Source organism: Pseudomonas sp. LD120 (assembly GCF_009861525.1).
In the GTDB taxonomy this organism is placed as follows: domain Bacteria; phylum Pseudomonadota; class Gammaproteobacteria; order Pseudomonadales; family Pseudomonadaceae; genus Aquipseudomonas.
This window is the reverse complement of sequence record NZ_WVHL01000002.1, coordinates 279,302-299,826: the sequence shown is the minus strand read 5'-3', so window position 1 is coordinate 299,826 and position 20,525 is coordinate 279,302. Positions and strand designations below refer to the sequence as shown.

Sequence of the window (20,525 nt, the reverse complement as noted above, 5' to 3'; positions counted from 1 at the left end):
TCAAAGGCCGGCGCCGTTGCCAGCAACCGGCCGCTAACCGCTCCAGCTCAGCGCAACGCCCGGCGCAGCACCTTGCCGACAGTGGTTTTGGGCAACTCCTCGGTGCGGAACTCCACATAGCGCGGCACCTTGTAGCCGGTCAGGTACTCGCGGCAGTGGGCCAGCAACTGCTCCTGGGTCAAGTTCGGGTCCTTGCGCACTACGAAGATCTTCACCTTCTCCCCGGTCACCCCATCCTCGACACCAATCGCCGCCACCTCGGCGACGCCCGGATGCAGGGCCACCACGTCCTCGATCTCGTTGGGGTACACGTTGAAACCAGAGACCAGGATCATGTCCTTCTTGCGGTCCACCAGGCGGATGAAGCCCTGCTCGTTCATCACCCCGATATCCCCGGTGGACAACCAGCCGTGGCGGTCCAGGACCTTGGCGGTTTCTTCCGGGCGCTGCCAGTAGCCCTTCATCACCTGGGGCCCCCGGACCTGCAGCTCGCCCTCCTCGCCCAGTTCCGCCAGCTCGCCGTCTTCACGCACGAAGCGCACCCAGGTCGACGGCAGCGGCACGCCGATGGTCCCGGTGAAATCGCCCTCGCGCATGCGCGCGATGTCGATCGGGCTGATGCTCACCACCGGCGAGCACTCGGTGAGGCCGTAGCCTTCGATGATCGGCACCCCGGTGACTTCCTTCCAGCGCCGGGCCACGGCGGTGTGGGTGGCCATGCCGCCGGCGATGGCCAGTTTCAGGTCGGAGAAGTCCCGGCCACGAAACTCTTCGTTTTCCAGCAGGCCATTGAACAGGGTGTTGACCCCGACGATGCCGCTGAACTTCTCCTTGCGCAGGATCATCTGCACCCGCTTCACGTCCCGCGGGTTGGCGATCAGGATGTTGCGCCCGCCCAGGCACATGAACATCAGGCAGTTCACCGTCAGCGACAGCACGTGATACAGCGGCAGCAAGGTGACGTTGGTTTCCTGCTGGTTCTCGTCCAATTGATCGCCGACCCAGGCCTTGGCCTGCATCAGGTTGGCGAGGATGTTGCGGTGGCTGAGCATCGCGCCCTTGGCATCGCCGGTGGTGCCACCGGTGTATTGCAAAAAGGCGATGTCGTCCTGCTTGAGCTCCACCGGGCGGTGTTCCAGCACGCTGGCCAGCTTCATCAGCGCCGGAAAGCGGATCGAGCCCGGCAGGTTGAACTTGGGCACTTGCTTCTGCACATGGCGCAGGGCGAAGTTCAGCGCCGCGCCCTTGAAGGTCCCCAACAGGTCGCCGATGGCGGCCACCACGATGTTCTTCAGGCGGCTGCCTGGCATCGCCTGTTCCAGGGTATGGGCGAAGTTCTCGAAGATCACCACGGTTTCGGCGCCGCTGTCCTTGAGCAGGTGCCGCAGTTCATGGGCGGTGTACAGCGGGTTGACGTTGACCACCACCGCTCCCACCAACAGGGTGCCGAACAGGCAGATCGGGTATTGCAGGCAGTTGGGCATCATCAGGGCCACCCGGTCGCCCTTCTTCACCCCTTTGGATTGCAGCCAGGCAGCGAAGGCAAACACCCGCTTCTCCCACAGGTCGTAGCCCATCTCGGTGCCAATGCTGACGTAGGCCACCCGCTGGCGGTACTTGTCCACGTGTTCAAGGAACACCTCCCGCAGCGACGGGTAGCGGTCGATGTCGGCTTCGATATCGCTGGGCACACCCGGCAGGTAAGCGTTCAGCCAGATACGCTCGGCGGGTTGCAGGCTCACGACACTCATTGGCAGTCTCCTGGTTATTTTATTTTTCGACGATGGCGGTGATACCCAGCCCGCCGGCTGCACAAACGGAAATCAGCCCGCGGCCGGAACCGCGCTGATGGATCGCCTTGGCCAGGGTCGCCAGCAGGCGCCCGCCGGTGGCGGCAAAGGGATGCCCGCAGCCCAGGGAGCCGCCGTTGACGTTGAGTTTGCTGCGTTCGATGCTGCCCAGGGCGCCGTCGAGGCCGAGTTTGTCCTTGCAGTAGTCGGGGTCTTCCCAGGCCTTGAGGGTGCACAGCACCTGGGCGGCAAACGCCTCGTGAATCTCGTAGAAGTCGAAATCCTGCAAGCCCAGGCCTTCCCGGGCCAGCATGCGCGGCACCGCGTAGGCCGGCGCCATCAGCAGCCCTTCGGTGCCATCGACGAAGTTCACCGCCGCGGTTTCCCCGGTGCGCAGATAGGCCAGCACCGGCAGGTTGTTGGCCGCGGCCCAGTCTTCGCTGGCCAGCAGCACCACCGAGGCGCCGTCGGTGAGCGGGGTTGAGTTGCCGGCGGTCAGGGTGCCGCTGTGCCGGTCGTAGGCCGGGCCCAGGCCGGCGAGCTTCTCCAGGCTGGCATCGGCCCGCAGGTTGTTGTCCCGGGTCAGCCCCCGATACGCGGTGATCAGGTCGTCGAAGAAGCCGCGCTGATAGGCGGCCTGCAATTGCTGGTGGCTGGAAAGGGCCAGCTCATCCTGGGCCAGACGCTTGATGTGCCAGCGCTTGGCCATTTCTTCACAGTGCTCGCCCATGGACAGCCCGGTGCGTGGCTCGCCGTTGCGTGGCAGCAGCGGCTTGAACAACATCCCCGGGCGCACCTTGAGCAGGCTGCGCAGTTTGTTGCCGGCGCCCTTGGCGCGGTTGGCCTGGAGCAAGATCCGGCGCAGGCCTTCGTTGATGCCGATCGGTGCGTCGGAGGTGGTGTCGGCGCCACCGGCAATGCCCACCTCGATCTGCCCCAGGGCGATCTTGTTGGCCACCAGCAACGCTGCCTCCAGCCCGGTGCCACAAGCCTGCTGCACGTCATAGGCCGGGGTCTGTGGCGACAACGTGGTGGACAGCAGGCTCTCGCGGGCCAGGTTGAAATCCCGGGAATGCTTGATCACCGCCCCCGCGGCGAACTCCCCCAGGCGCTGGCCGGACAGGCCGTAGCGATCCACCAGCCCCTGTAACGCCGCCACCAGCAGGTCCTGGTTGCTGTCGTTGGCATACACCGTGTTGGAACGGGCGAAGGGAATCCGGTTGCCGCCGATGATCGCCACCCGGCGCACCGGCGCCGGATTGAAACTGTATTCAGTCATTGCCCAGCTCCCCAGGTAAATAGGCCGCGCATGTGGGGTTTGTCCCCCGCGTTGTTGCGCACTTCGAACGCATGGCGTGGACCGTCGGGCGGACGGTTCCACAGGGTCACTGCCGCCGGCAGCAGGATCGGCAGCTTGAACTCGCAGTCCAGCTCCGCCGCCGCCAGTGGATGAGGCGGTTGCTGGGCTGCCAGGGCCCGCCCCAGGGTCCACATGCCGTGGGCGATGGGCCGGCGAAAACCGAACAGGCGGGCGCCGAGCCAGGAGGTGTGAATCGGGTTGAAGTCGCCGCTGACCTGGGCGAAACGCCGTCCCAGGTCGCCTCCCAGGGTCCAGCGCTGGGTGCGAATCAGCGGCGCTTCATCCTGCTTCAGCGCGCCCTCCCAAGGCTCGCCGATGGGGCTGGACACGCCCCGGCGCAGGTACAGGCTGTGGCTTTCCCAGACCAGGCTGCCACCACTGTGGGCCCGGGTGGCAATGGACAGCGCCTGGCCCTTGGGATGGGCCAGCCAACGTTCGGCGAACACTTCCAGGCGCAGGGCCTGGCCCTCCTCCAGCCTCTGGTACTGGCGAATGCGATTAGCCAGGTGGACCATGCCGCTGGCCGGATAGGGAAACTGGCGGTCGGTCAGCAGCAACAGGTGCAAGGGAAACGCCAGGGTATGGGGAAAGGCCAGCGGCACCCCGTGTTCCCGGCGAAAGCCGCAGGCCTGGGCGTAACGGGTGATTTCGGCGGCCTGCAACTCCACCGCCGGGCGCACCAGGCGCTCGGCAGGCAGCGCTGGCGCGGCGTCCGGCTTGGGCTTGCGCAGGCTGCGGATGCCGTCATAGAGCAGTTGGCCCCGGGACGGTGGCGGTTCGATGATGCGAATGGCGGCGTCGGCATTCATGGCTCAGGCCCCCAGCAGGCTTTGCCCGCAGACGCGGACCACCTGCCCATTGATCCCGCCGGACGCCGGGTGCGCCAGCCAGGCGATGGTTTGTGCCACGTCCACGGCCTGCCCGCCCTGGTTCATGGCGTTCATGCGCCGTCCCGCCTCGCGGATCAGCAGCGGAATCTTCGCGGTCATCTGGGTTTCGATGAAGCCCGGGGCCACGCCGTTGACGGTGATCTGCTGGCGCGCCGCCAGGGGCGCCAGGCTCTGCACCAGGCCAATGATCCCGGCCTTGGAGGTGGCGTAGTTGCTTTGCCCAAGGTTGCCGGCGATCCCGGAAATCGACGACACGCAGACGATCCGCCCTCCAGGGTTCAGGCCCTGGCCCGCCAGCAACGCCTGACTGAGCAGCAGCGGCGCTTCCAGGTTGACCGCCATGACCTTGCGCCATGCCGCCTCGGACATCTTGGCCAGGGTCTTGTCCTGGGTGATGCCGGCGTTGTGCACGACGATATCGAAGGCGCCGTGCTCACCGACGAACTCCAGCAAGCGTTGTCCGGCCCCGGCAGCGGTGATGTCCAGGGCCAGGGCGTCGCCCTTGAGGTCCGCTGCCGCCTGCTGCAACTCAGCCTCGACCTGGGGAATGTCCAGGCACACCACCTGGGCGCCGTCCCGGGCCAGGACCTGGGCAATCGCCAGACCGATGCCGCGACAGGCCCCCGTGATCAGCGCTCGCCGTCCGCTCAAGGGCCGCTCCCAGTCGATGTGCCGGGGCACGTCCACCGGCTCGCCGATGCGCACCACCTGACCTGAAACGTAGGCCGAGCGCCGGGACAGGAAAAACCGCAGGCTGCTGTCCAGTTCCGCTTCGGCGCCGGGCTCGACATACAGCAACTGTACGGTGATGGCTCGGCGTAGCTCCTTGCCCAGGGAACGCACGAAACCTTCCAGGGCCCGCTGTGCCACGGCCTGCTCCAGTGCCTTGCAGTGCTCCGGTGGCGTGCCCAGCACCAGCACCCGACCATGGGCCCCCAGGCGCCGGACATTGGCGTGAAAACAGCGGTACAACTCATCGAGCTGGGCGATGTCCGCCAGCCCGCTGGCGTCGAACACCAGGCCCTGGACCTTCACCGTCGAGGGCGCGGTGATGCTCGCGGCCTGGGCCGCCACGGTGTCGGTGGCGGCGAAGATCCGTTGCAGCTCGCCCAACAGACGCCCTTCGGGCGCTGCGGCGAGGATCACCGGGTTGATCAGGTTGCCGCCCTGCCCCTCGCGGTGGCGTTGCAACGGCACCGGTTGCGGCAGGCCGGTGCGTTGGGCCAGCCAGCGGCCCCAGGTGGAATTGACGAACGCAAGATAACCGTCAGACATAAAGAGATCCCGATCCAATCCAGTAGAGGGTCAATAGGCCGAATCGCTGCCGACCACCGCGTCTTCGCTGCTGGCCGCACGTTTGCGCGAGGCCGGCCTGGCGCCTTGATCGAAGTGCGCCTGACGCTGTTGCAGGGCTTCGAGCAGACCGAAGTCCTGAGGGAAGTCGTCGACCTGGATCGCGTGGTCGGCGTATTCCACATAGCGCCCGAGCAACTGGTCCTCGTCATGGCTGATCAATTGCTGCTCCAGGGCCTGGACTCGCCAGAGGGCGAAGGCCTCGCGGGCAATCGGCAGCGGCGCCAGCAGGCCCTGCTTGATCGCCGGCTTGAGCCGGGCCTCGATCAGTTCCACTTGCGGTTGCAGGCGCAAAGCCAGCTCGCCATAGGCCAGCTTGTCGATGTCCGGCTGGGGAATGTAGGAGTCGGCCAGCAGGCGGTCGCGGGTCGGCCCCGGGGTCTGCACCAGCTCGGCCACTTGCCTGAGCAGGCGATCGCTGGGTTTGTGCTGGGCAATGCCCAGGGGGAAGCTCAGGCCACGAATAATCCGCGCAGCCGCTCTGGACGGATAGTTGTCCAGCACCTCGGCCAGGGCTTCATGGGCCCGCAGCAGCGAGTCTTGAGCCGCCCAGTGCACCAGGGGCAGATCGGCCTGGGGCTGGCCATCGTCCTCGAAGCGCTTCAACACGCAGGACAGGATGTACAGCTGGGACAGAATGTCCCCCAGGCGTCCGGTGATGCTTTCCTTGCGCTTGAGGGCACCGCCCAGCACGCCCATGGAAATGTCCGAAGCCAGGGCTAGCACCACCGACAGGCGCTGGATCTGCCGGTAATAGCCAGCCAGGGCCTTGTCGGTATTGGCCGGGGCCTTGATCAGGCGGCCGCCGGTCAGCGCATGCACGGCGGCACGCACGGTGTTGGCAAAGACGAAGCTGATATGGCCGAACATCGCGCTGTCGAATGCTTCCAGGCCCTTGCGCCCGCTGTCCCGGGCCGCTTCCATTTCGCGGAACACGTAAGGATGACAACGGATCAGGCCCTGACCGTAGATGATCAGGCAACGGGTCATGATGTTCGCGCCTTCCACGGTGATGGCGATCGGGCTTTGCTGGTAGGCCCGGGCCAGGAAGTTGTTGGGGCCCATGCAGATGCCCTTGCCGGCGACGATGTCCATGCCGTCGTTGACGATGGCCCGGGCGCGCTCGGTGACGTGGTACTTGGCGATGGCCGAGATCACTGAAGGCTTCTCCCCGGCATCCAGGGAGGCCACCGACACCTTGCGCACCGCGTCGCAGGCATACAGATGCCCGGCCATGCGCGCCAGGGGTGCCTGCACCCCTTCGAACTTGCCGATGGGCAGGCCAAACTGCTTGCGCATCGCCGCGTAGGCGGTGGTGCCGCGCACCGCCACCTTGCCCAGGCCGACGTTGGCCGACGGCAGGGAAATAGCGCGCCCGGCGGCCAGGCATTCCATCAGCATGCGCCAGCCATTACCCACCTGGGCGCCACCGCCGATCACCCATTCCAGGGGAATGAACACATCCTTGCCGGTGGTCGGGCCGTTCTGGAACACCGCGTTCAGCGGCCAGTGGCGACGCCCGGTATTGACCCCCGGATGGGTGGTGGGAATCAGTGCGCAGGTAATCCCCAGGCTGCCTTTGCTGCCCAGCAGGCCGTCCGGGTCTTCGGCGCGAAAGGCCAGGCCCAGCACCGTGGCGATCGGGCCCAGGGTGATGTAGCGCTTGTCCCAGGTGACGCGAAAGCCCAGCACTTGCTGGCCTTCGAACTGGCCCTTGCAGACCACCCCGACGTCGGGAATGGCCCCGGCGTCGGAACCGGCATAGGGGCTGGTCAGGGCGAAGCAGGGAATGTCTTCGCCCCGGGCCAGGCGCGGCAGGTAGTGCTGGCGCTGGGCCTCGGTGCCGTAGTGCAGCAACAGCTCGGCCGGGCCCAGGGAGTTGGGCACCATCACCGAGATCGCCGCCGCCGAGCAGCGGGTCGAGAGCTTCATCACCACTTGCGAGTGGGCGTAATGAGAGAAGCCTTTGCCGCCGTACTGCTTGGGAATGATCATCCCCAGGAACCCGGCGTCCTTGGTGTATTGCCAGGCCTTGGGCGACAGGTCCTGCCAGATCTGCGTGGTTTCCCAGTCGTTGGCCATGTCGCACAGGGTTTCCACTTCGTGATCCATGAACGCCTGCTCTTCGGCGCTCAGGCTGGCCGGGGCGGCCTGCAGCAGGCGCGGCCAGTCCGGCTTGCCGCTGAACAGCTCGGCGTCCCACCAGACCGTGCCGGACTCGATGGCCGCACGCTCGGTGTCGGACATGGCCGGCATGATCTTGCGAAACATCGCCAGGGCCCTGCGGGTGAGCAAGGCGCGGCGCAGCGGCTTGATGCCGAGCAACACGGCCGGCAGCAGCACCAGTAGCGCAACCAGGCTCAGGCCAAAGGAACCCAGCAGACTCAACAGATACGCCGCACCCGACCAGACCAGCGCCGAGCCCAGCCACCAGGACGCCGGAGCCTGTCTGTAGGCCAGTGCGAGCGCTGCGGCCAATCCCACCAATAACCAGACAATCATGGAAAACCTCTCTTGTTCTAACCAGACAACCTCCGGGTACCTGGGCGTTATGCCGGCCCCTTGACGATCACCCTACAAAGGAAACAAAGACGTTTCAAATTTTATTTTTAAATATTTTTTTGACCCCTTTCAGCAACGCACAACGGCTGAAACGCGGTCAGCCAGGGTGAGGAAGAAAGGCAAGTCAAGACAGGGCCTGAGGCGACCCGGCCTTCCAACGACAGTGGCGAAATCCCTTCGTACTGTCGTCGCTTCGAGGCGTGGGTAAAGCTTTTACCCTTAGAAGTGATAGGTCGCGGAGAGACTGACCACCTCGCCTTTGGCATCGACCTTGCCATCCAGGCGTGAGGCACCGAGGCGATCGACGTTCTGGGTCTTGATCCTGGCTTGCTTGACGAACTGCCGGGAATAGGCACCGTCAATGGTCAAGCCCGGAATCGCCTTGATGTCATAACCAAAGCCCAGGGAGGTGAACCAGCGATCGTTGTCCGGAATCCGCGGGTCGCGGGTGGCATTGCGTGTTGGGGTCTCGTCGAAGGCGACACCGGCGCGCAGGGTCAACTGATCGGTGAATCGGTAATCGCCGCCCAGGGAATACATCATGGTGTCTTTGTAGTTGTACGGGATGGACACCAGGGTGTTGCCATCGGACTTCAAGGTCAGGTCCTTGAACGAGGACCATTGCGTCCAGAGCACGCTGGCGCCCAGGGTAAAGCGGTCATTGAACACGTGCACCCAGTCCAGCCCGACGGAGGCCGGAATGTCCAATTGAGTGCTGGCGTTGGCCCCATCCGGGTTCAGCTTGAGGCCGGGATAGGCCAGTTCCACCAGGCTTTCACCATTGGGCCCGGCCGGCTGGGTCATGTACTGGCGCCCTACCGCGTCGGCGCGGATGCTGTACTTGCCCTCCATCTTGTTCTTGATCTTGGCGTGATAGTTCAAGCCCAGGGTATCGCGGTCGGTGGGTTTCCAGACCACGCCGGTGAACCAGCCCACCGAGGTATTGTCCACCTTGACCCGCATCAGGTTCGCCCCTACCCCCGATGGCAGAGGAATCCCACCCAGGCCAGGGGAGACTGCGGCGGCGCCGGTAAGGTTGAGGTTCTGGCTGACGAAACCCTTGCTGTGCTGGACGATCAGCCCGGCCCCGAGGGAAAAGTCGTCAGTGACCTTGAACGACAGCGAGCCGGTCAGGCCCACGGTCTCAATCTTGGTGTCGACCGAAAAATCACGGAATTTGGAGTTGTCGTTGTCCCAGGTACTGCGCATGCCCATGGGCACCACCTGACTCAGGCCGAAGGCGAACCGATCGTTGATCGGTATCACCATGAAACCGGTGGGCAGCCACGCGGTGAAACCACCCTGGCCACCATTGCCGTCCAGGGGAACCGGACCACCGGTGGGGGTGCCGGACGCGTCCACGGGCAAGGTGGTCGCGGGATTGCCTTGATAGTCGTAGGCGTCGCCTTTGTACTTCATCTTGATGCGGGCATAGTCGACCGTCATCTGTGCCACGTTCTGATCGATGAACGCCATCGCCGCCGGGTTGTTGTAGGCCGCACTGGGGTCATTCTTGAACAATGAACCACCACCAAAGGCCCGCCCCCATCCGGGGGCACCGTAGGTCGGCGTGCTAAAGCCACCTGCCTGTACCGTACCGATCGCGCTGAAGCTCCCCAAAATAGCCAGTGCAACCGCGACCTGTAGCTGTTGTTTCTTATTATTCATGCCCCACTCCTTATTATTATTCATAGCAACCTGCACAGCAGGGCAGTCCTTGCCCGCAGACCACCGCCCCTTGCGAGGCGGCGTCCTTCAGCGGGTGATCAGCCCTTGGTTCCTGGTGCGGCTTAAATCACGCTGACCTGTGGCGACGGTTTGGCGTTCAGAACATCCACGGAGCAGCCCCCTGCCAGCGACTGAGGCGAGCTCAGGCTGAGGGAGTGAGTCGCGTTGCTCCAGGCCACGTTGATGGTGGTCGGACCGCAGTTGGTGGCAGGGAAGAAGGAAATGGTGTAGCCGACGTTGGTCACGGTACCGGCGGTGGTGCTGGAGGCGCTCAGCACCCATGGCAAACCGGTGATCTTCGGCAGGTTGCACAGGGCATTACTGCCACTGACGGTCGCCCCGGTGATGGTGGCCACGCCACCGGCGATGTTCCCGCTGAAGTTGATATTGCACGTCACCGGCTGGTTGAACGACGAAGGCGAACGCACGGTGATGGTGCCGCCTGGCGTGGTGAATGGGCCATTTGGATTGGCGCCGTCGATCGCGATGGTTGCAGCACTGGCCATGGAAGCGGCGCCCAGGCAGGCAACGATGGCGGTGGCGGACACGAGAGTTTTGATGCCTTTCATTGTTGTTTTTCCTCACATGTATGGCGATTCATTTCGCCGGGGGTAATGGCCTTGTGTGAGACAACACGGAGAACTGCGACCGAGCTTCCCTTTCCAGCCAAATCTGCTAGCCAATGAGCGGATACGTGTCGTTTCAGGGCTCGACCCGGAAGGTCGGCGGCATCTGGATCGATACGGTCTTGATGGTGCACCCACCGTCGAGGCTGACCTGGGTCGCTTCGAGTTTTCCGGTGCTGTTGTTCCAGCGGCCTTCGGCGGTACTCGGCCCGCAATCGCCGCCCACAAAGGGGGCGTGCACGGTGACTTGAATACCTGCCATGGCACCGCTGGTTTGATCCTTGGCGGTTAGCGTCCAGGGCAGGTGCGTGGCCTCCACCTGACCGCACTTGAGGCCGCCGCTGAAGTCGACTTTTTCGACGCTGGCAAAGCTGCCATCGGGGCTGACCTTGCCGCTGACCTCGATGGTGCAGTCGGCATTGATGATGCTTTTGGCAAAGCTGATGGGGCCCTTGGCGGTGAACGCGGTATTCGCCGGTTCGATGCGCGCCGCTTGCGCTGCGCCCATCAACGCCACACCCACCAGGGGTACAAACAGACGCACAGCAAACAGAGGTGAAATAGTCATCCGAGACTTCCTTACAGTTGCTTATTGTTGTTGTCGGTCAACGTGTTCAAGGACTTCTGTCTTGCCCTGCTCAGCGTTCAAGCAGGCAAATCGCAGGCGAGCGCAGGCTTCACCGCCATTTGAAGGGGTGAGCAGTACAACTAAAGAACGGTGTCTGAATGGCTGTCGGTAAAACCGTATTGCTTGAGCAGTTCCGCGCGTTTGGCCGGATGCAGGTTGGCCAGTCGGACATCTCCGGAGTAGTGGGCCAGGACCCGGTGGTCCATCATCCGCCGCCAAAGCGCCGGCACATAGGCCCAGACAATCATGGTGGCGTAGCCGTAAGGCAACTGTGGCGATTCGTCGAAGTGCCGCAAAGCCTGGTAGGAACGAGTCGGGTTGGCGTGATGGTCGGAATGGCGCTGCAGTTGGAACAGAAAGATATTGGTGACGATGCGGTTGCTGTTCCAGGAGTGGCGTGGCGAGCAACGCTCGTAGCGGCCATTGGGCAGTTTCTGGCGCAGCAAGCCGTAGTGCTCGACGTAGTTCACCACTTCCAACAGCGAGAAACCGTAGACGGCCTGGATCAGCAGGAACGGAATCACCGCCGCGCCCAGCCAGACAATCAGTGCACCCCACACCACCACGCTGTACAGCCAGGCGCTGAGTACCGCGTTCTTCCAGTGCAGGGTTGGCAGGCCGAGCTTGTGTAGCCGCGCGCTTTCCAAGTGCCAGGCTGAACGCAGACTGAACCACACGGTGCGCGGCAGGAAACGCCAGAACGACTCGCCCAGACGCGAACTGGCAGGGTCTTCCGGCGTCGCCACGCGAACGTGATGGCCACGATTGTGTTCGACAAAAAAGTGCCCGTAGCAGGTCGAGGCCAACGCCAGCTTGGCCAGGAACTTGGCCATCCCACGGTTCTTGTGCCCCAGTTCATGGGCGATGTTGATGGCGATGCCGGTGGCCGCGCCAGTGGACATGGCCATGCCCAGGTAGGTGAACCCGCCCACGCTGCCATGCACCTGCCCGCGCTCGGTAAGAAAGGCGGCAAAACTCGCCAGACTGCCTTGCAGGTGCAGTTGCTCACTCAGGCGCAACAGACCACCGGCGATGATCCAGTCGACGCCATCGATGGCCATCCACGCAGTCACCACCAGCGACAGCACGGACAGCATGGCGCAGGTGTAGACGATAAAACGGTAGTAGGGTTGCTTTTCCAGATCGGGTACGGCGGACTCCGGCGGGTTGCTGGCGTCCTCCCCCAGCAGGCCGTCGATCAGGGGAATCAGGCCGAAAATCACCACCACCCCGCTCCACCAGAACACTTGGACACCGGTGGTGAGCGCGAACAGCCCGGCCAGCAAAGGCGTGATCATCGGCAAGGTGCCGAGCCACCACAAGTGACGCTTGCTGTCGGTCCAAACGCCGGGGACCGCCACGGAAACCGTCATGGCAGCCTCCGTACAACAGTCGTCGACTTGGATAGGAAAAGAGACAACGCGGGTGCGCTGCAAGGAGCCTGAAGAGATGCAAAAACAGAAACGTGTAATGGCGTTATTTTCATTATTTTAATCGCTCAATTGCACTTTCAAAAAAAACATTCAAAACATTTTTTTAAAAAAATAGTCCGACTTCGTTAGCTCGTCAACTATTTTTTCGCCTTGTTTTAAATGTCGCCTGTGAAGCGTTTACCACTGCTGCCAGAGTCATTGCGCAACGCTCGAAAGCATCGCTGAGAACGCCTCTAGCTTGCTCGTGACGCCGCGAACGGCGGGGACAGCACGGTGGCGCTGGGCTGCGGCTGGACCTGCAACGCCACGTGTTGAACCATGGCCACCACCCGCTCGACGGCACTGATGGGCAGCATGTGTCCACGATCGGGAACGATCTCCAGTGACAAGCCCGGCACCTTGCCCTGCATCGACTCGCCATGTTTGCGGTGGCTGAGCACCGCGTCCGCCGAACCGTAAATCAGGCCCACCGGCAAGCTCAGGCTGGGGTAGCGCTTGAGCATGCCGGGCAAGGCGCGGTTGACCACGGCAATCTCGCTGGAGGCGTTATAGAAATTGTCCGAGCGCATGCCTAACAGTCCGCCACCGCGCACGGCGAAATCTTCAGGTGCCGGATCCGGCGCGAACACCGCCTTGACCAGGCTGCGACGGCCGAGCATGGCCATAGGCGCCGCCAGGGTCAGAGACATCCAGCGGCGTAACAGCGCCGGACGCACGCCCAGGGACAGGAACACCCACGGTAGCCAACGTTGCGGGTGTGTCAGCGGCGCCACCAGGATCAGCCCGGACACCGATTGCCGGTGATCCAGCGCCAGCGCCAACGCCACCGCGCCGCCCAAGGAATGCCCGAGCACCAACGGCTGGCCCAAGTCCAGGGTGCGAATGAACTGGGCGATCAGGGCGGCCTGGGCCGGCAAGTCCGCCGCCGCGCCCCGCGCCCGGGTGGAATAGCCGGAGCCGGGCCGGTCAAGGGTGATCACTCGGAACTGCTGGCGTAGTGCCGGCGCCAGAGAATGCGTGAGGTTGCGCCCGCACCCGGACAAGCCATGGATCATCAGCAACGCCGGGCCCCGGCCCTCGTCGGTGTAGTGGATGCGCTCTCCGTCCACCTCGACAAAGCGCCCATTGATCGGCACCTGGCTTTCAATCCGGCGGTTGATGCGTGCGCTCAGCGCCCAGAGCATGCCGCTGACCACCAGCAATACCGTCACCGCTACCAGCCCTTGCATAAGCCGTCCCCTTGCGTCCCTGCGCCGCCGTCCCGGATCAGGATGATCCGGCTCCGTGGCTGCCGCCCGCGGCCTTGCACTGCCTGTGACGCTTGATCCTCAAGCCGGATAAGCCTCGCAACATCCACAGGTGGCTGGCGTAAGTGACATTTTCAGGTGATTTATTTAAATTTATTTTTAAAACATTATTTTAAATTGTGCAATCCTGAGCATTCACTCACTGACGAAAGTCACCCCAGGCGTCACCCTACAATCGAGGTACACACCATGAATGCGTACTCGCCACCCGACGACCCCGAGGTCGTTGACATCGCCATCATCGGCGCCGGTTTCGCCGGGCTGTGCATGGCGATCAAGCTTAAAGAGGCTGGGATAGACGATTTTTTTGTCGCCGAACGAGCCGCCTCCCTAGGAGGCACCTGGCGCGACAATCACTACCCTGGCTGCGCCTGTGACGTGCAATCCCACGTTTACTCCTTTTCCTTCGCGCCCAACCCGAACTGGACCCGGCAGTTCGCGCCCCAGGCGGAAATCCGCGAGTACCTAGAGAACTGCGCCAGGGACTTCGCCTTGGCGCCCTTTCTGCGCTTCAACATGGGCCTGGAGCAGGCGGTCTTCGATGACACCACACAGCGTTGGAATCTGCGTTTCGACAACGGCCACCAAACCAGCGCGCGGTTGCTGATATCCGCCATGGGCGGCCTGTCGCGCCCAGCGATCCCGCAGATCCCCGGCATGGAATCCTTCACCGGCAAACACTTCCACTCCCAGCACTGGGATCACCGCTATGCCCTGCAAGGCAAACGGGTGGCGGTGATCGGCAGCGGCGCCAGCGCGATCCAGTTCGTGCCCAAGATCGCTCCTCGCGTGGCCCAGCTCACACTCTTCCAACGCACGGCGCCGTGGATCATGCCCAAGCCCGACCGCGCCCTCAGCCGCCTGGAGCGCTGGGCCTTCAAGCACTTGCCGTTCACTCAGCGTCTGGTGCGCTCGGCACTGTATTGGGCCCTGGAAAGCCGAGTGATCGCCTTCGCCCGTCGGCCGCAGTTGATGAAGCTGGTGCAGCGCGTGGCCTGGCGGCATCTGCGCAGGCAAGTAGCCGATCCGCTTTTGCGGCAGAAGCTGACGCCCGACTACACCATCGGCTGCAAGCGCATCCTCATTGCCAACGACTACTACCCCGCGCTATCGCGCGGCAATGTCGAGGTCATCACCGACGCCATCCAGCGCATTGACGGCGATGCGCTGATCACCGCCGACGGCAGGCGGCACCCGGTGGACTGCATCATTTTCGGCACCGGCTTCCAGGCCACCGACCCGATTCCCCGTGGCTTGCTCTTGGGTCGTCAAGGCCAGGACTTGATGGACAGTTGGTCCCAAGGCGCCCATGCCTACCTGGGCACCTGCCTGCCGGGGTTTCCCAACCTGTTCATGATCATCGGTCCCAACACCGGACTGGGGCACAACTCGATGATTCTGATGATCGAGGCCCAAGTCGACTACATCCTCAAGGCCCTGGCCCGGATGCGCCAAGACAAGATCGCCAGTCTGGAGGTCAAGCCCGAGGTCGAGAGCCAGTACAACCAGCGTCTGCAACGGCGCCTGGCCGGGGCCATCTGGAGCACCGGCGGCTGCCGCAGCTGGTATCTGGACCCGCGCAGTGGACAGAACACCACGCTCTGGCCCGGCTCCACCTGGCGCTTCAAGAAGACCCTGGAGCACTTCCAGCTCAAGGACTACCAAAGCACACCCCTGCCCCATCCCGGGCCTCTCGCCACGCTGACCACCGCGCGTCCACTGAACCTGCACGAGGCCGCTCTTGATGAAAAACTTTAACGGTAAAGTCGCCGCCATCACCGGCGCCGCCTCCGGCATGGGCCGCGCCCTGGCCGTTGCCCTGGCCCGCGAGGGCTGCCACCTGGCCCTGGCCGACAAGAACCCCCAGGGTTTGGCGCAAACCGTGGCCCAGGCCCGGGCCGCGACCCTGTTGCCCTTGCGCATCAGCAGCCAGGAACTGGACGTCGGCGATCGCGAGGCGATGTTCGCCTGGGCCGCCGCCAGCGTCGCCGAGCACGGACAGATCCATCTGATCTTCAACAATGCCGGGGTCGCCCTGTCCAGCACCGTGGAAGGCTCCAGCCTGGCGGACCTGGAATGGATCGTCGACGTCAACTTCTGGGGCGTGGTCCACGGCACCCAGGCCTTCCTGCCCTATCTCAAGCAGGCCGGCGAGGGGCATATCATCAATACCTCCAGCGTCTTCGGACTGTTCTCCCAGCCGGGCATGAGCGCCTACAACGCCACCAAGTTCGCCGTGCGCGGCTTCACCGAAGCCCTGCGCCAGGAACTGGACATGCAAGGCCACGGGGTATCCGCCACCTGCGTGCACCCGGGGGGCATCCGCACCGACATCGCCCGCACCAGCCGCATCAGCGACAACGTCAAAGGCTTTTTGATCGACAACCAACAGCAGGCCCGGGACGACTTCGAAAAACGCTTCATCACCAGCGCCGAAACCGCCGCCAAGGTGATCCTGCAAGGGGTGCGCAAGAACAAGCGACGGGTGCTGATCGGTCGCGACGCGCACCTGCTCGACCTGTTTGTGCGCCTGCTGCCCAGTGCCTACCAGGGACTGGTGGTGTGGCTCAGCCGGCGCCTGGCGCCCAAGCCGGGCCGGGAGCGGCCGCCGCTGTACAAGCCCCAGGACGAACGCGGCCTCTGAGGCCGCCACCTTCACCTACAAGTGTCTAGAGGAGCGCCAGCCATGCTGCCCATCCGCCGTGACATCAAGGTTGAACTGCCTGCCGAACGTGCCTGCGACTGGCACGAACAAGGCAGTCACGTCAGCCACTTCTTCAATGCCCTGTCCCTGCTGTTTCCCGCCGGCGAGCTGTTCTTCATGGACAGCGTGCGCCACTACCGCGAGCAGATTCACGACCCCGAGCTCAAGCGCCAGATCCAGGGTTTCATCGGTCAGGAGGCCATGCATAGCCGTGAGCACCAGCACTACAACGACCTGTTGCAGGGCGCTGGGCTGCCGGCCCATCTGTTGGACCGACGGCTGCGGATGATCCTCGACTTGCAGAAAAAACACTTGCCGCCGGCCTTCAACCTGGCGGTCACCGTGGCCCTGGAGCACTACACCGCGATCCTCGCCGACCTGCTGCTGCGCGACCCCAGCCGCTTCGGACACTCGGAGGAAGGCTACCGGCAGATGTGGCTGTGGCACGCCCTGGAGGAAACCGAGCACAAGGCGGTGTCCTATGACGTCTTTAACAACGTGATCCAACCCGGGGCCAAACGCTACCTGCTGCGCAGCGCGACCATGCTCTTCACCACCCTGACCTTCTGGCTGGTGGTGTTTGATTTTCATGTGCGCATGCTGATCGCCGACCGTCGGCGCGGCGGCCATTGGCGCGGCCTGTGGCAAGTGCTCAAGTTCCTCTATGGCCCCCACGGCGTATTCCCGCGCATCGCCCTGCCCTGGCTGCGGTTCTTCAAACCGGGCTTTCATCCCTGGGACCACGATAACCGTGAGCAACTGCAACGCATCGAGGGCCTGATGCAGAACATCGAGCGTACCCGCGCCGCCGCGGCCAAGTGAGCCGCCGCGGTTAGACGGGGCCGCTACTGGCTCCGTCCGGCGCCACCTGGCTGCGCACGTAGGCGGCCGGAGGCTGGCCCACCTTGCGCTGGAAGTCCCTGATGAAATGCGCCTGGTCGAAATAGCCGAGCCGCAGCGCCAGTTCGGCATCCGGCTGGGCTGCGCCCCGCTGCAGCAAGTCCAGGGCCTCATGCAGACGGTAACGGGCAATGATCCACTTGGGGCTCACGCCCACGTAATGGGCAAACAGCCGCTGCAACTGGCGCGGGCTCACGCCCGCCACCTGCGCCAGTTCTTGTACCTGGGTCAGGCGGCTGTTCGTGGCGGCTCGGGCCACCAGTTCATTGAGCTTCGGCACCTGCTCATCGACCTCAGGCAGATTGGCCATCAGCAAGCTTGCAACCTGCTTGCACATAACGGCCATACCCGGCCAAGCGCCAGACGCCAGCAGGGTATCGACCCCGGCAAAGACCTCGCTGGCAGCGATCGAGCGGTCGCGCAATTGCGCCATGGGGCGGCCCCAGAACCCCTGGAACGCGGCGGCACGAAACTTGACGCCAAACACCCAGCCATGACCGGCCAGGGTCTTGCTGAAGCGTTGTCGGTGAGGTCCCCAGATTCGCGCCTGAGTGCCCTCGAACACCAAATGCGCATTGGGATGAGCCAAGGTTTCCTGACGCTCGACCACCGCGCTCGGCAAGGCCCAGCGGACCTGCCAAAAGTGCTCCACCCAGGGCGTCAGGCTCTCCGGCGGCGCTTGGCGCACATGCTCGACGTGCTGGGCCGACAGGCGCTGATTCAGCACGCCCCGAGCCGGCCCGGGGGCCACGGCTAGGGGCGGTCGTTTTTTTCCAATCCGGTTCATCACCCTTGTGTTTTCATCCTTGTCCCAGGACCGGGCCCAGCGCTCGACAGTCCGCCGATCATTATCACCTGCTCGATGCCGGAGAACAGCATGCACGCTACAGGACAATTCAACGTCAGACTGCCCGCCCACCCCGTCGCCCCGGATACCGAAGCGGCGCAACTGGGACGCAAGGCGATTCACAAGACCTTCGCCGGCGACCTGCAGGGCAGCAGTCTGGGCGAGATGCTCAACAGCCTCGGCACGGTGCCAGGTTCGGCGGGCTATGTGGCGCTGGAAAAGTTCGAAGGCACCCTGGACGGCCGCCGTGGCAGCTTTGTGCTGATGCACTACGGGGTCATGGACCGAGGCCAATCGAGCTTGCACATCCAAGTACTGCCTGACTCCGCCACTGGCGAACTGCAGGGCCTCAGCGGCCGCATGCAGATCCATATCCATGACGGCCAGCATGACTACGCATTCGACTACAGCCTGCCCGCTGCCCCTTGAGAACCCTCGGGTGCCTGCTGACTGCTAATCTGCAGCGCACCCTTTTGTCCTGCGAGCCCGCGCCATGATCCTGATTTTGCTGCCTCACGCCGATTACGATCCCAGCGAAAGCAGCCTGCCCTGGCAGGCCGCCAGGGACGCGGGTTTCATCGCGCAGTTCGCCACGCCGCTGGGGATGCCGGCCTATGCCGACTCGCGCCTGGTCAGCCTGGGGTTCGGTCCGCTCAATGCGCTGTTGATGACCCCGGCGGCCGACCTTGAGCGCTACCACAACATGACCCGGGACTCAGCCTTTCGCAGCCCTTTGAGCTATGCCGCAGTCGATCCGGATGCCTTCGAGGGCCTGCTGATCCCCGGTGGCCATGCCCGAGGCATGCGCAGCCTGCTGGAGTCCGAAGACGTAAGGCGGATCATCCTGGCGTTCTTCAAGGCCGACAAACCCGTGGCTGCGGTGTGCCACGGCCCCCTGGCGCTGGCTCGCTGCATCGATCCGCAAAGCGGGCGCTCGGTGCTCTATGGACGTACAGTTACCGCCTTGCTCGCCGGCCCCATGGAGCTCGCAGCCTGGCTCGTCACCGCGCCGTGGCTAGGGCGCTATTACCGCACCTACCCCCACAGCGTCGAGGAGGAGGTCAAGAAAGCCCTGGCCAGCCCGGCGGATTTTATCTCCGGGCCCTGGCTGCCACGGCGCGACTCAACCGAGCATCCCGAACGCGGTTTTGTAGTGCGCGACGGGAACCTGCTGACCGCGCGCTGGCCCGGCGACTGTCACCGCCTGGCCAATGAATGGGTAACCCTGCTGCACCAAGCACGTCAGGCCCAGGCGCAGGCGCAACCCGCCAACCGCTGAAGCGCCTGATGGCAAGGCCGCCGGCCTTCTTGCCAGCCTCCTGCCTCGAGCGTCGGCACCACGCGTTGCGGGTCGAGGGATGTCGCCAACAAAATGAAGAGCGCGCAATCACCTCCCCAGAGGCATGACGTCCGAGCATGGCGAACCCTTTGCATTGCCCCCCAGGTGACGCCGTCAGCGTCTTGACCACCTGCCCAGGCTTTGTTTCCCTGTGCCCTCTCTCGTTGGCGATCAGGAGGTCACTGTGCGCACGCTCAAACTCGCGGACCAACCAGTTCCAGTCATCGGTCAGGGCACCTGGCGCATGGGTGAAGACCGTCAGCAACGGGATCAGGAAATCGCCGCGCTGCGCACCGGCATCGACCTGGGCATGACCTTGATCGACACCGCAGAGATGTACGGCGAAGGCGGCGCCGAGGAAGTGGTGGGCCAGGCGATCGCCGGGCGCCGTGACCAGGTGTTCTTGGTGAGCAAGGTATACCCGCACAACGCCAGTCGCGCAGGTGTACCGCAGGCATGCGAACGCAGCCTGAAGCGTTTGGGTACCGAGGTTATCGATCTGTACCTGCTGCACTGGCGCGGCCAGTACCCGCTGGCGGAAACCATCGAAGCCTTCGAACGCCTGCGCGAGGCCGGCAAGATCCGCCGCTGGGGGGTGTCAAACTTCGACGTGGCGGACCTGAATGATCTGGATGCGCCGGCCTGCGCCGCCAACCAAGTGCTGTACAACCTGGAGTCACGCGGGATCGAATTCGACCTGCTGCCCGCTTGCCAGCAACGGCAAATGCCGCTGATGGCCTATTGCCCGATCGGCCAGGGTGGCGCGCTGCTCGCCGAGCCGGTGTTGCAACGGCTTGCCCAGCAACATGGGGTTACCACGGCGCAATTGGCCCTGGCTTGGCTACTGCGTCAGGAAAGCGTCATGGTGATTCCCAAGGCCGTACGCCCGACACACATTCACCTTAATGCCCAAGCCTGCGAACTGCAGTTGGAGGCCGAGGACTTGCACGCGCTGGATCAGGTGTTCATGGCGCCACGGCGCAAACAGCGTTTGGAGATGGTCTGAGCTGTCTGTCGTTACAACCCAGAGGTAGAGCAACGTTACAGATCACTCTTTC

17 protein-coding genes are annotated in these 20,525 nt (G+C 63.9%); 6 read left to right on the top strand and 11 right to left on the bottom strand.

Translation table 11 applies throughout. From position 1 onward, the window contains the following. Positions 1–47: 47 nt before the first annotated feature. The 10 genes from PLD_RS04360 to PLD_RS04315 all read right to left on the bottom strand — a co-directional run bounded on the left by PLD_RS04360 (position 48) and on the right by PLD_RS04315 (position 13,599). Entirely contained in the window at positions 48–1,751 is a 1,704-nt protein-coding gene (locus PLD_RS04360; RefSeq protein ID WP_159890174.1) for an AMP-binding protein, read from the bottom strand. A gap of 19 nt (positions 1,752–1,770) precedes the next feature. Continuing rightward, on the bottom strand, positions 1,771–3,069 hold the full coding sequence (locus PLD_RS04355) for an acetyl-CoA C-acetyltransferase (protein WP_159890172.1): 1,299 nt from the start codon (positions 3,067–3,069) through the stop codon (positions 1,771–1,773). Further along, positions 3,066–3,959: a MaoC/PaaZ C-terminal domain-containing protein gene (locus PLD_RS04350; protein WP_159890170.1), complete on the bottom strand. Its 894-nt coding sequence runs from the start codon at positions 3,957–3,959 to the stop codon at positions 3,066–3,068. Before PLD_RS04350 ends, PLD_RS04355 begins: the two co-directional genes overlap by 4 nt. 3 nt (positions 3,960–3,962) lie before the next feature. Next, positions 3,963–5,315, bottom strand: a complete 1,353-nt coding sequence (locus PLD_RS04345; RefSeq protein ID WP_159890168.1) for a 3-oxoacyl-ACP reductase — start codon at positions 5,313–5,315, stop codon at positions 3,963–3,965. Positions 5,316–5,345: 30 nt separating this feature from the next. Next, positions 5,346–7,895 (bottom strand): acyl-CoA dehydrogenase, encoded by a 2,550-nt coding sequence (locus PLD_RS04340; RefSeq protein WP_159890166.1) that lies wholly within the window; start codon positions 7,893–7,895, stop codon positions 5,346–5,348. A gap of 279 nt (positions 7,896–8,174) precedes the next feature. Next, the gene (locus tag PLD_RS04335; RefSeq protein WP_159890164.1) at positions 8,175–9,623 is read right to left on the bottom strand and encodes an outer membrane protein transport protein; all 1,449 of its coding nucleotides are present in this window, start codon (positions 9,621–9,623) and stop codon (positions 8,175–8,177) included. Positions 9,624–9,745: 122 nt separating this feature from the next. Next, entirely contained in the window at positions 9,746–10,252 is a 507-nt protein-coding gene (gene praB, locus PLD_RS04330) for an alkane oxidation protein activator PraB (RefSeq protein ID WP_159890162.1), read from the bottom strand. 133 nt (positions 10,253–10,385) lie between these two features. Then, positions 10,386–10,877, bottom strand: coding sequence for an alkane oxidation protein activator PraA (praA, locus tag PLD_RS04325; RefSeq protein ID WP_159890160.1), 492 nt, complete (start codon positions 10,875–10,877; stop codon positions 10,386–10,388). Positions 10,878–11,017: 140 nt separating this feature from the next. After that, positions 11,018–12,310 carry an alkane 1-monooxygenase gene (locus PLD_RS04320; protein WP_159890158.1) on the bottom strand — a complete coding sequence of 431 codons (1,293 nt, stop codon included), beginning with the start codon at positions 12,308–12,310 and terminating at the stop codon, positions 11,018–11,020. Between the two features lie 293 nt (positions 12,311–12,603). Continuing rightward, the gene (locus tag PLD_RS04315) at positions 12,604–13,599 is read right to left on the bottom strand and encodes an alpha/beta fold hydrolase (RefSeq protein WP_159890157.1); all 996 of its coding nucleotides are present in this window, start codon (positions 13,597–13,599) and stop codon (positions 12,604–12,606) included. Between the two features lie 267 nt (positions 13,600–13,866). On the opposite strand from PLD_RS04315, the gene PLD_RS04310 reads away from it, so the two are divergent. From PLD_RS04310 to PLD_RS04300, 3 genes are read left to right on the top strand one after another with little or no spacing between them, the layout of a single operon-like run. Beyond that, a complete protein-coding gene (locus PLD_RS04310) occupies positions 13,867–15,435 on the top strand; it encodes an NAD(P)/FAD-dependent oxidoreductase (protein ID WP_159890155.1) in 1,569 nt (522 codons plus the stop codon). Then, positions 15,422–16,321 (top strand): SDR family oxidoreductase, encoded by a 900-nt coding sequence (locus PLD_RS04305; protein WP_159890153.1) that lies wholly within the window; start codon positions 15,422–15,424, stop codon positions 16,319–16,321. Before PLD_RS04310 ends, PLD_RS04305 begins: the two co-directional genes overlap by 14 nt. 42 nt (positions 16,322–16,363) lie before the next feature. Beyond that, entirely contained in the window at positions 16,364–17,203 is an 840-nt protein-coding gene (locus PLD_RS04300; RefSeq protein WP_159890151.1) for a metal-dependent hydrolase, read from the top strand. Between the two features lie 10 nt (positions 17,204–17,213). Here PLD_RS04300 and PLD_RS04295 read toward each other — a convergent pair whose 3' ends face one another. Then, a complete protein-coding gene (locus PLD_RS04295; RefSeq protein ID WP_159890149.1) occupies positions 17,214–18,068 on the bottom strand; it encodes a helix-turn-helix domain-containing protein in 855 nt (284 codons plus the stop codon). 90 nt (positions 18,069–18,158) lie between these two features. Between PLD_RS04295 and PLD_RS04290 the strand changes: the two genes are divergently transcribed. The 3 genes from PLD_RS04290 to PLD_RS04280 all read left to right on the top strand — a co-directional run bounded on the left by PLD_RS04290 (position 18,159) and on the right by PLD_RS04280 (position 20,473). Beyond that, positions 18,159–18,557, top strand: a complete 399-nt coding sequence (locus tag PLD_RS04290) for a DUF3224 domain-containing protein (protein ID WP_218575850.1) — start codon at positions 18,159–18,161, stop codon at positions 18,555–18,557. A 64-nt stretch (positions 18,558–18,621) separates the two neighbouring features. Next, the gene (locus PLD_RS04285; protein ID WP_159890145.1) at positions 18,622–19,407 is read left to right on the top strand and encodes a type 1 glutamine amidotransferase domain-containing protein; all 786 of its coding nucleotides are present in this window, start codon (positions 18,622–18,624) and stop codon (positions 19,405–19,407) included. Positions 19,408–19,651: 244 nt separating this feature from the next. Next, positions 19,652–20,473: an aldo/keto reductase gene (locus tag PLD_RS04280; protein WP_159890143.1), complete on the top strand. Its 822-nt coding sequence runs from the start codon at positions 19,652–19,654 to the stop codon at positions 20,471–20,473. The last annotated feature ends 52 nt before the right edge of the window (positions 20,474–20,525 follow it).

What these genes read in the sequence shown, in the direction of transcription:
- PLD_RS04360 (WP_159890174.1), bottom strand. Translation starts at nt 1,751, where the DNA reads ATGAGTGTCGTGAGCCTGCAACCCGCCGAGCGTATCTGGCTGAACGCT.
- PLD_RS04355 (WP_159890172.1), bottom strand. Translation starts at nt 3,069, where the DNA reads ATGACTGAATACAGTTTCAATCCGGCGCCGGTGCGCCGGGTGGCGATC.
- PLD_RS04350 (WP_159890170.1), bottom strand. Translation starts at nt 3,959, where the DNA reads ATGAATGCCGACGCCGCCATTCGCATCATCGAACCGCCACCGTCCCGG.
- PLD_RS04345 (WP_159890168.1), bottom strand. Translation starts at nt 5,315, where the DNA reads ATGTCTGACGGTTATCTTGCGTTCGTCAATTCCACCTGGGGCCGCTGG.
- PLD_RS04340 (WP_159890166.1), bottom strand. Translation starts at nt 7,895, where the DNA reads ATGATTGTCTGGTTATTGGTGGGATTGGCCGCAGCGCTCGCACTGGCC.
- PLD_RS04335 (WP_159890164.1), bottom strand. Translation starts at nt 9,623, where the DNA reads ATGAATAATAAGAAACAACAGCTACAGGTCGCGGTTGCACTGGCTATT.
- praB (WP_159890162.1), bottom strand. Translation starts at nt 10,252, where the DNA reads ATGAAAGGCATCAAAACTCTCGTGTCCGCCACCGCCATCGTTGCCTGC.
- praA (WP_159890160.1), bottom strand. Translation starts at nt 10,877, where the DNA reads ATGACTATTTCACCTCTGTTTGCTGTGCGTCTGTTTGTACCCCTGGTG.
- PLD_RS04320 (WP_159890158.1), bottom strand. Translation starts at nt 12,310, where the DNA reads ATGACGGTTTCCGTGGCGGTCCCCGGCGTTTGGACCGACAGCAAGCGT.
- PLD_RS04315 (WP_159890157.1), bottom strand. Translation starts at nt 13,599, where the DNA reads ATGCAAGGGCTGGTAGCGGTGACGGTATTGCTGGTGGTCAGCGGCATG.
- PLD_RS04310 (WP_159890155.1), top strand. Translation starts at nt 13,867, where the DNA reads ATGAATGCGTACTCGCCACCCGACGACCCCGAGGTCGTTGACATCGCC.
- PLD_RS04305 (WP_159890153.1), top strand. Translation starts at nt 15,422, where the DNA reads ATGAAAAACTTTAACGGTAAAGTCGCCGCCATCACCGGCGCCGCCTCC.
- PLD_RS04300 (WP_159890151.1), top strand. Translation starts at nt 16,364, where the DNA reads ATGCTGCCCATCCGCCGTGACATCAAGGTTGAACTGCCTGCCGAACGT.
- PLD_RS04295 (WP_159890149.1), bottom strand. Translation starts at nt 18,068, where the DNA reads ATGAACCGGATTGGAAAAAAACGACCGCCCCTAGCCGTGGCCCCCGGG.
- PLD_RS04290 (WP_218575850.1), top strand. Translation starts at nt 18,159, where the DNA reads ATGCACGCTACAGGACAATTCAACGTCAGACTGCCCGCCCACCCCGTC.
- PLD_RS04285 (WP_159890145.1), top strand. Translation starts at nt 18,622, where the DNA reads ATGATCCTGATTTTGCTGCCTCACGCCGATTACGATCCCAGCGAAAGC.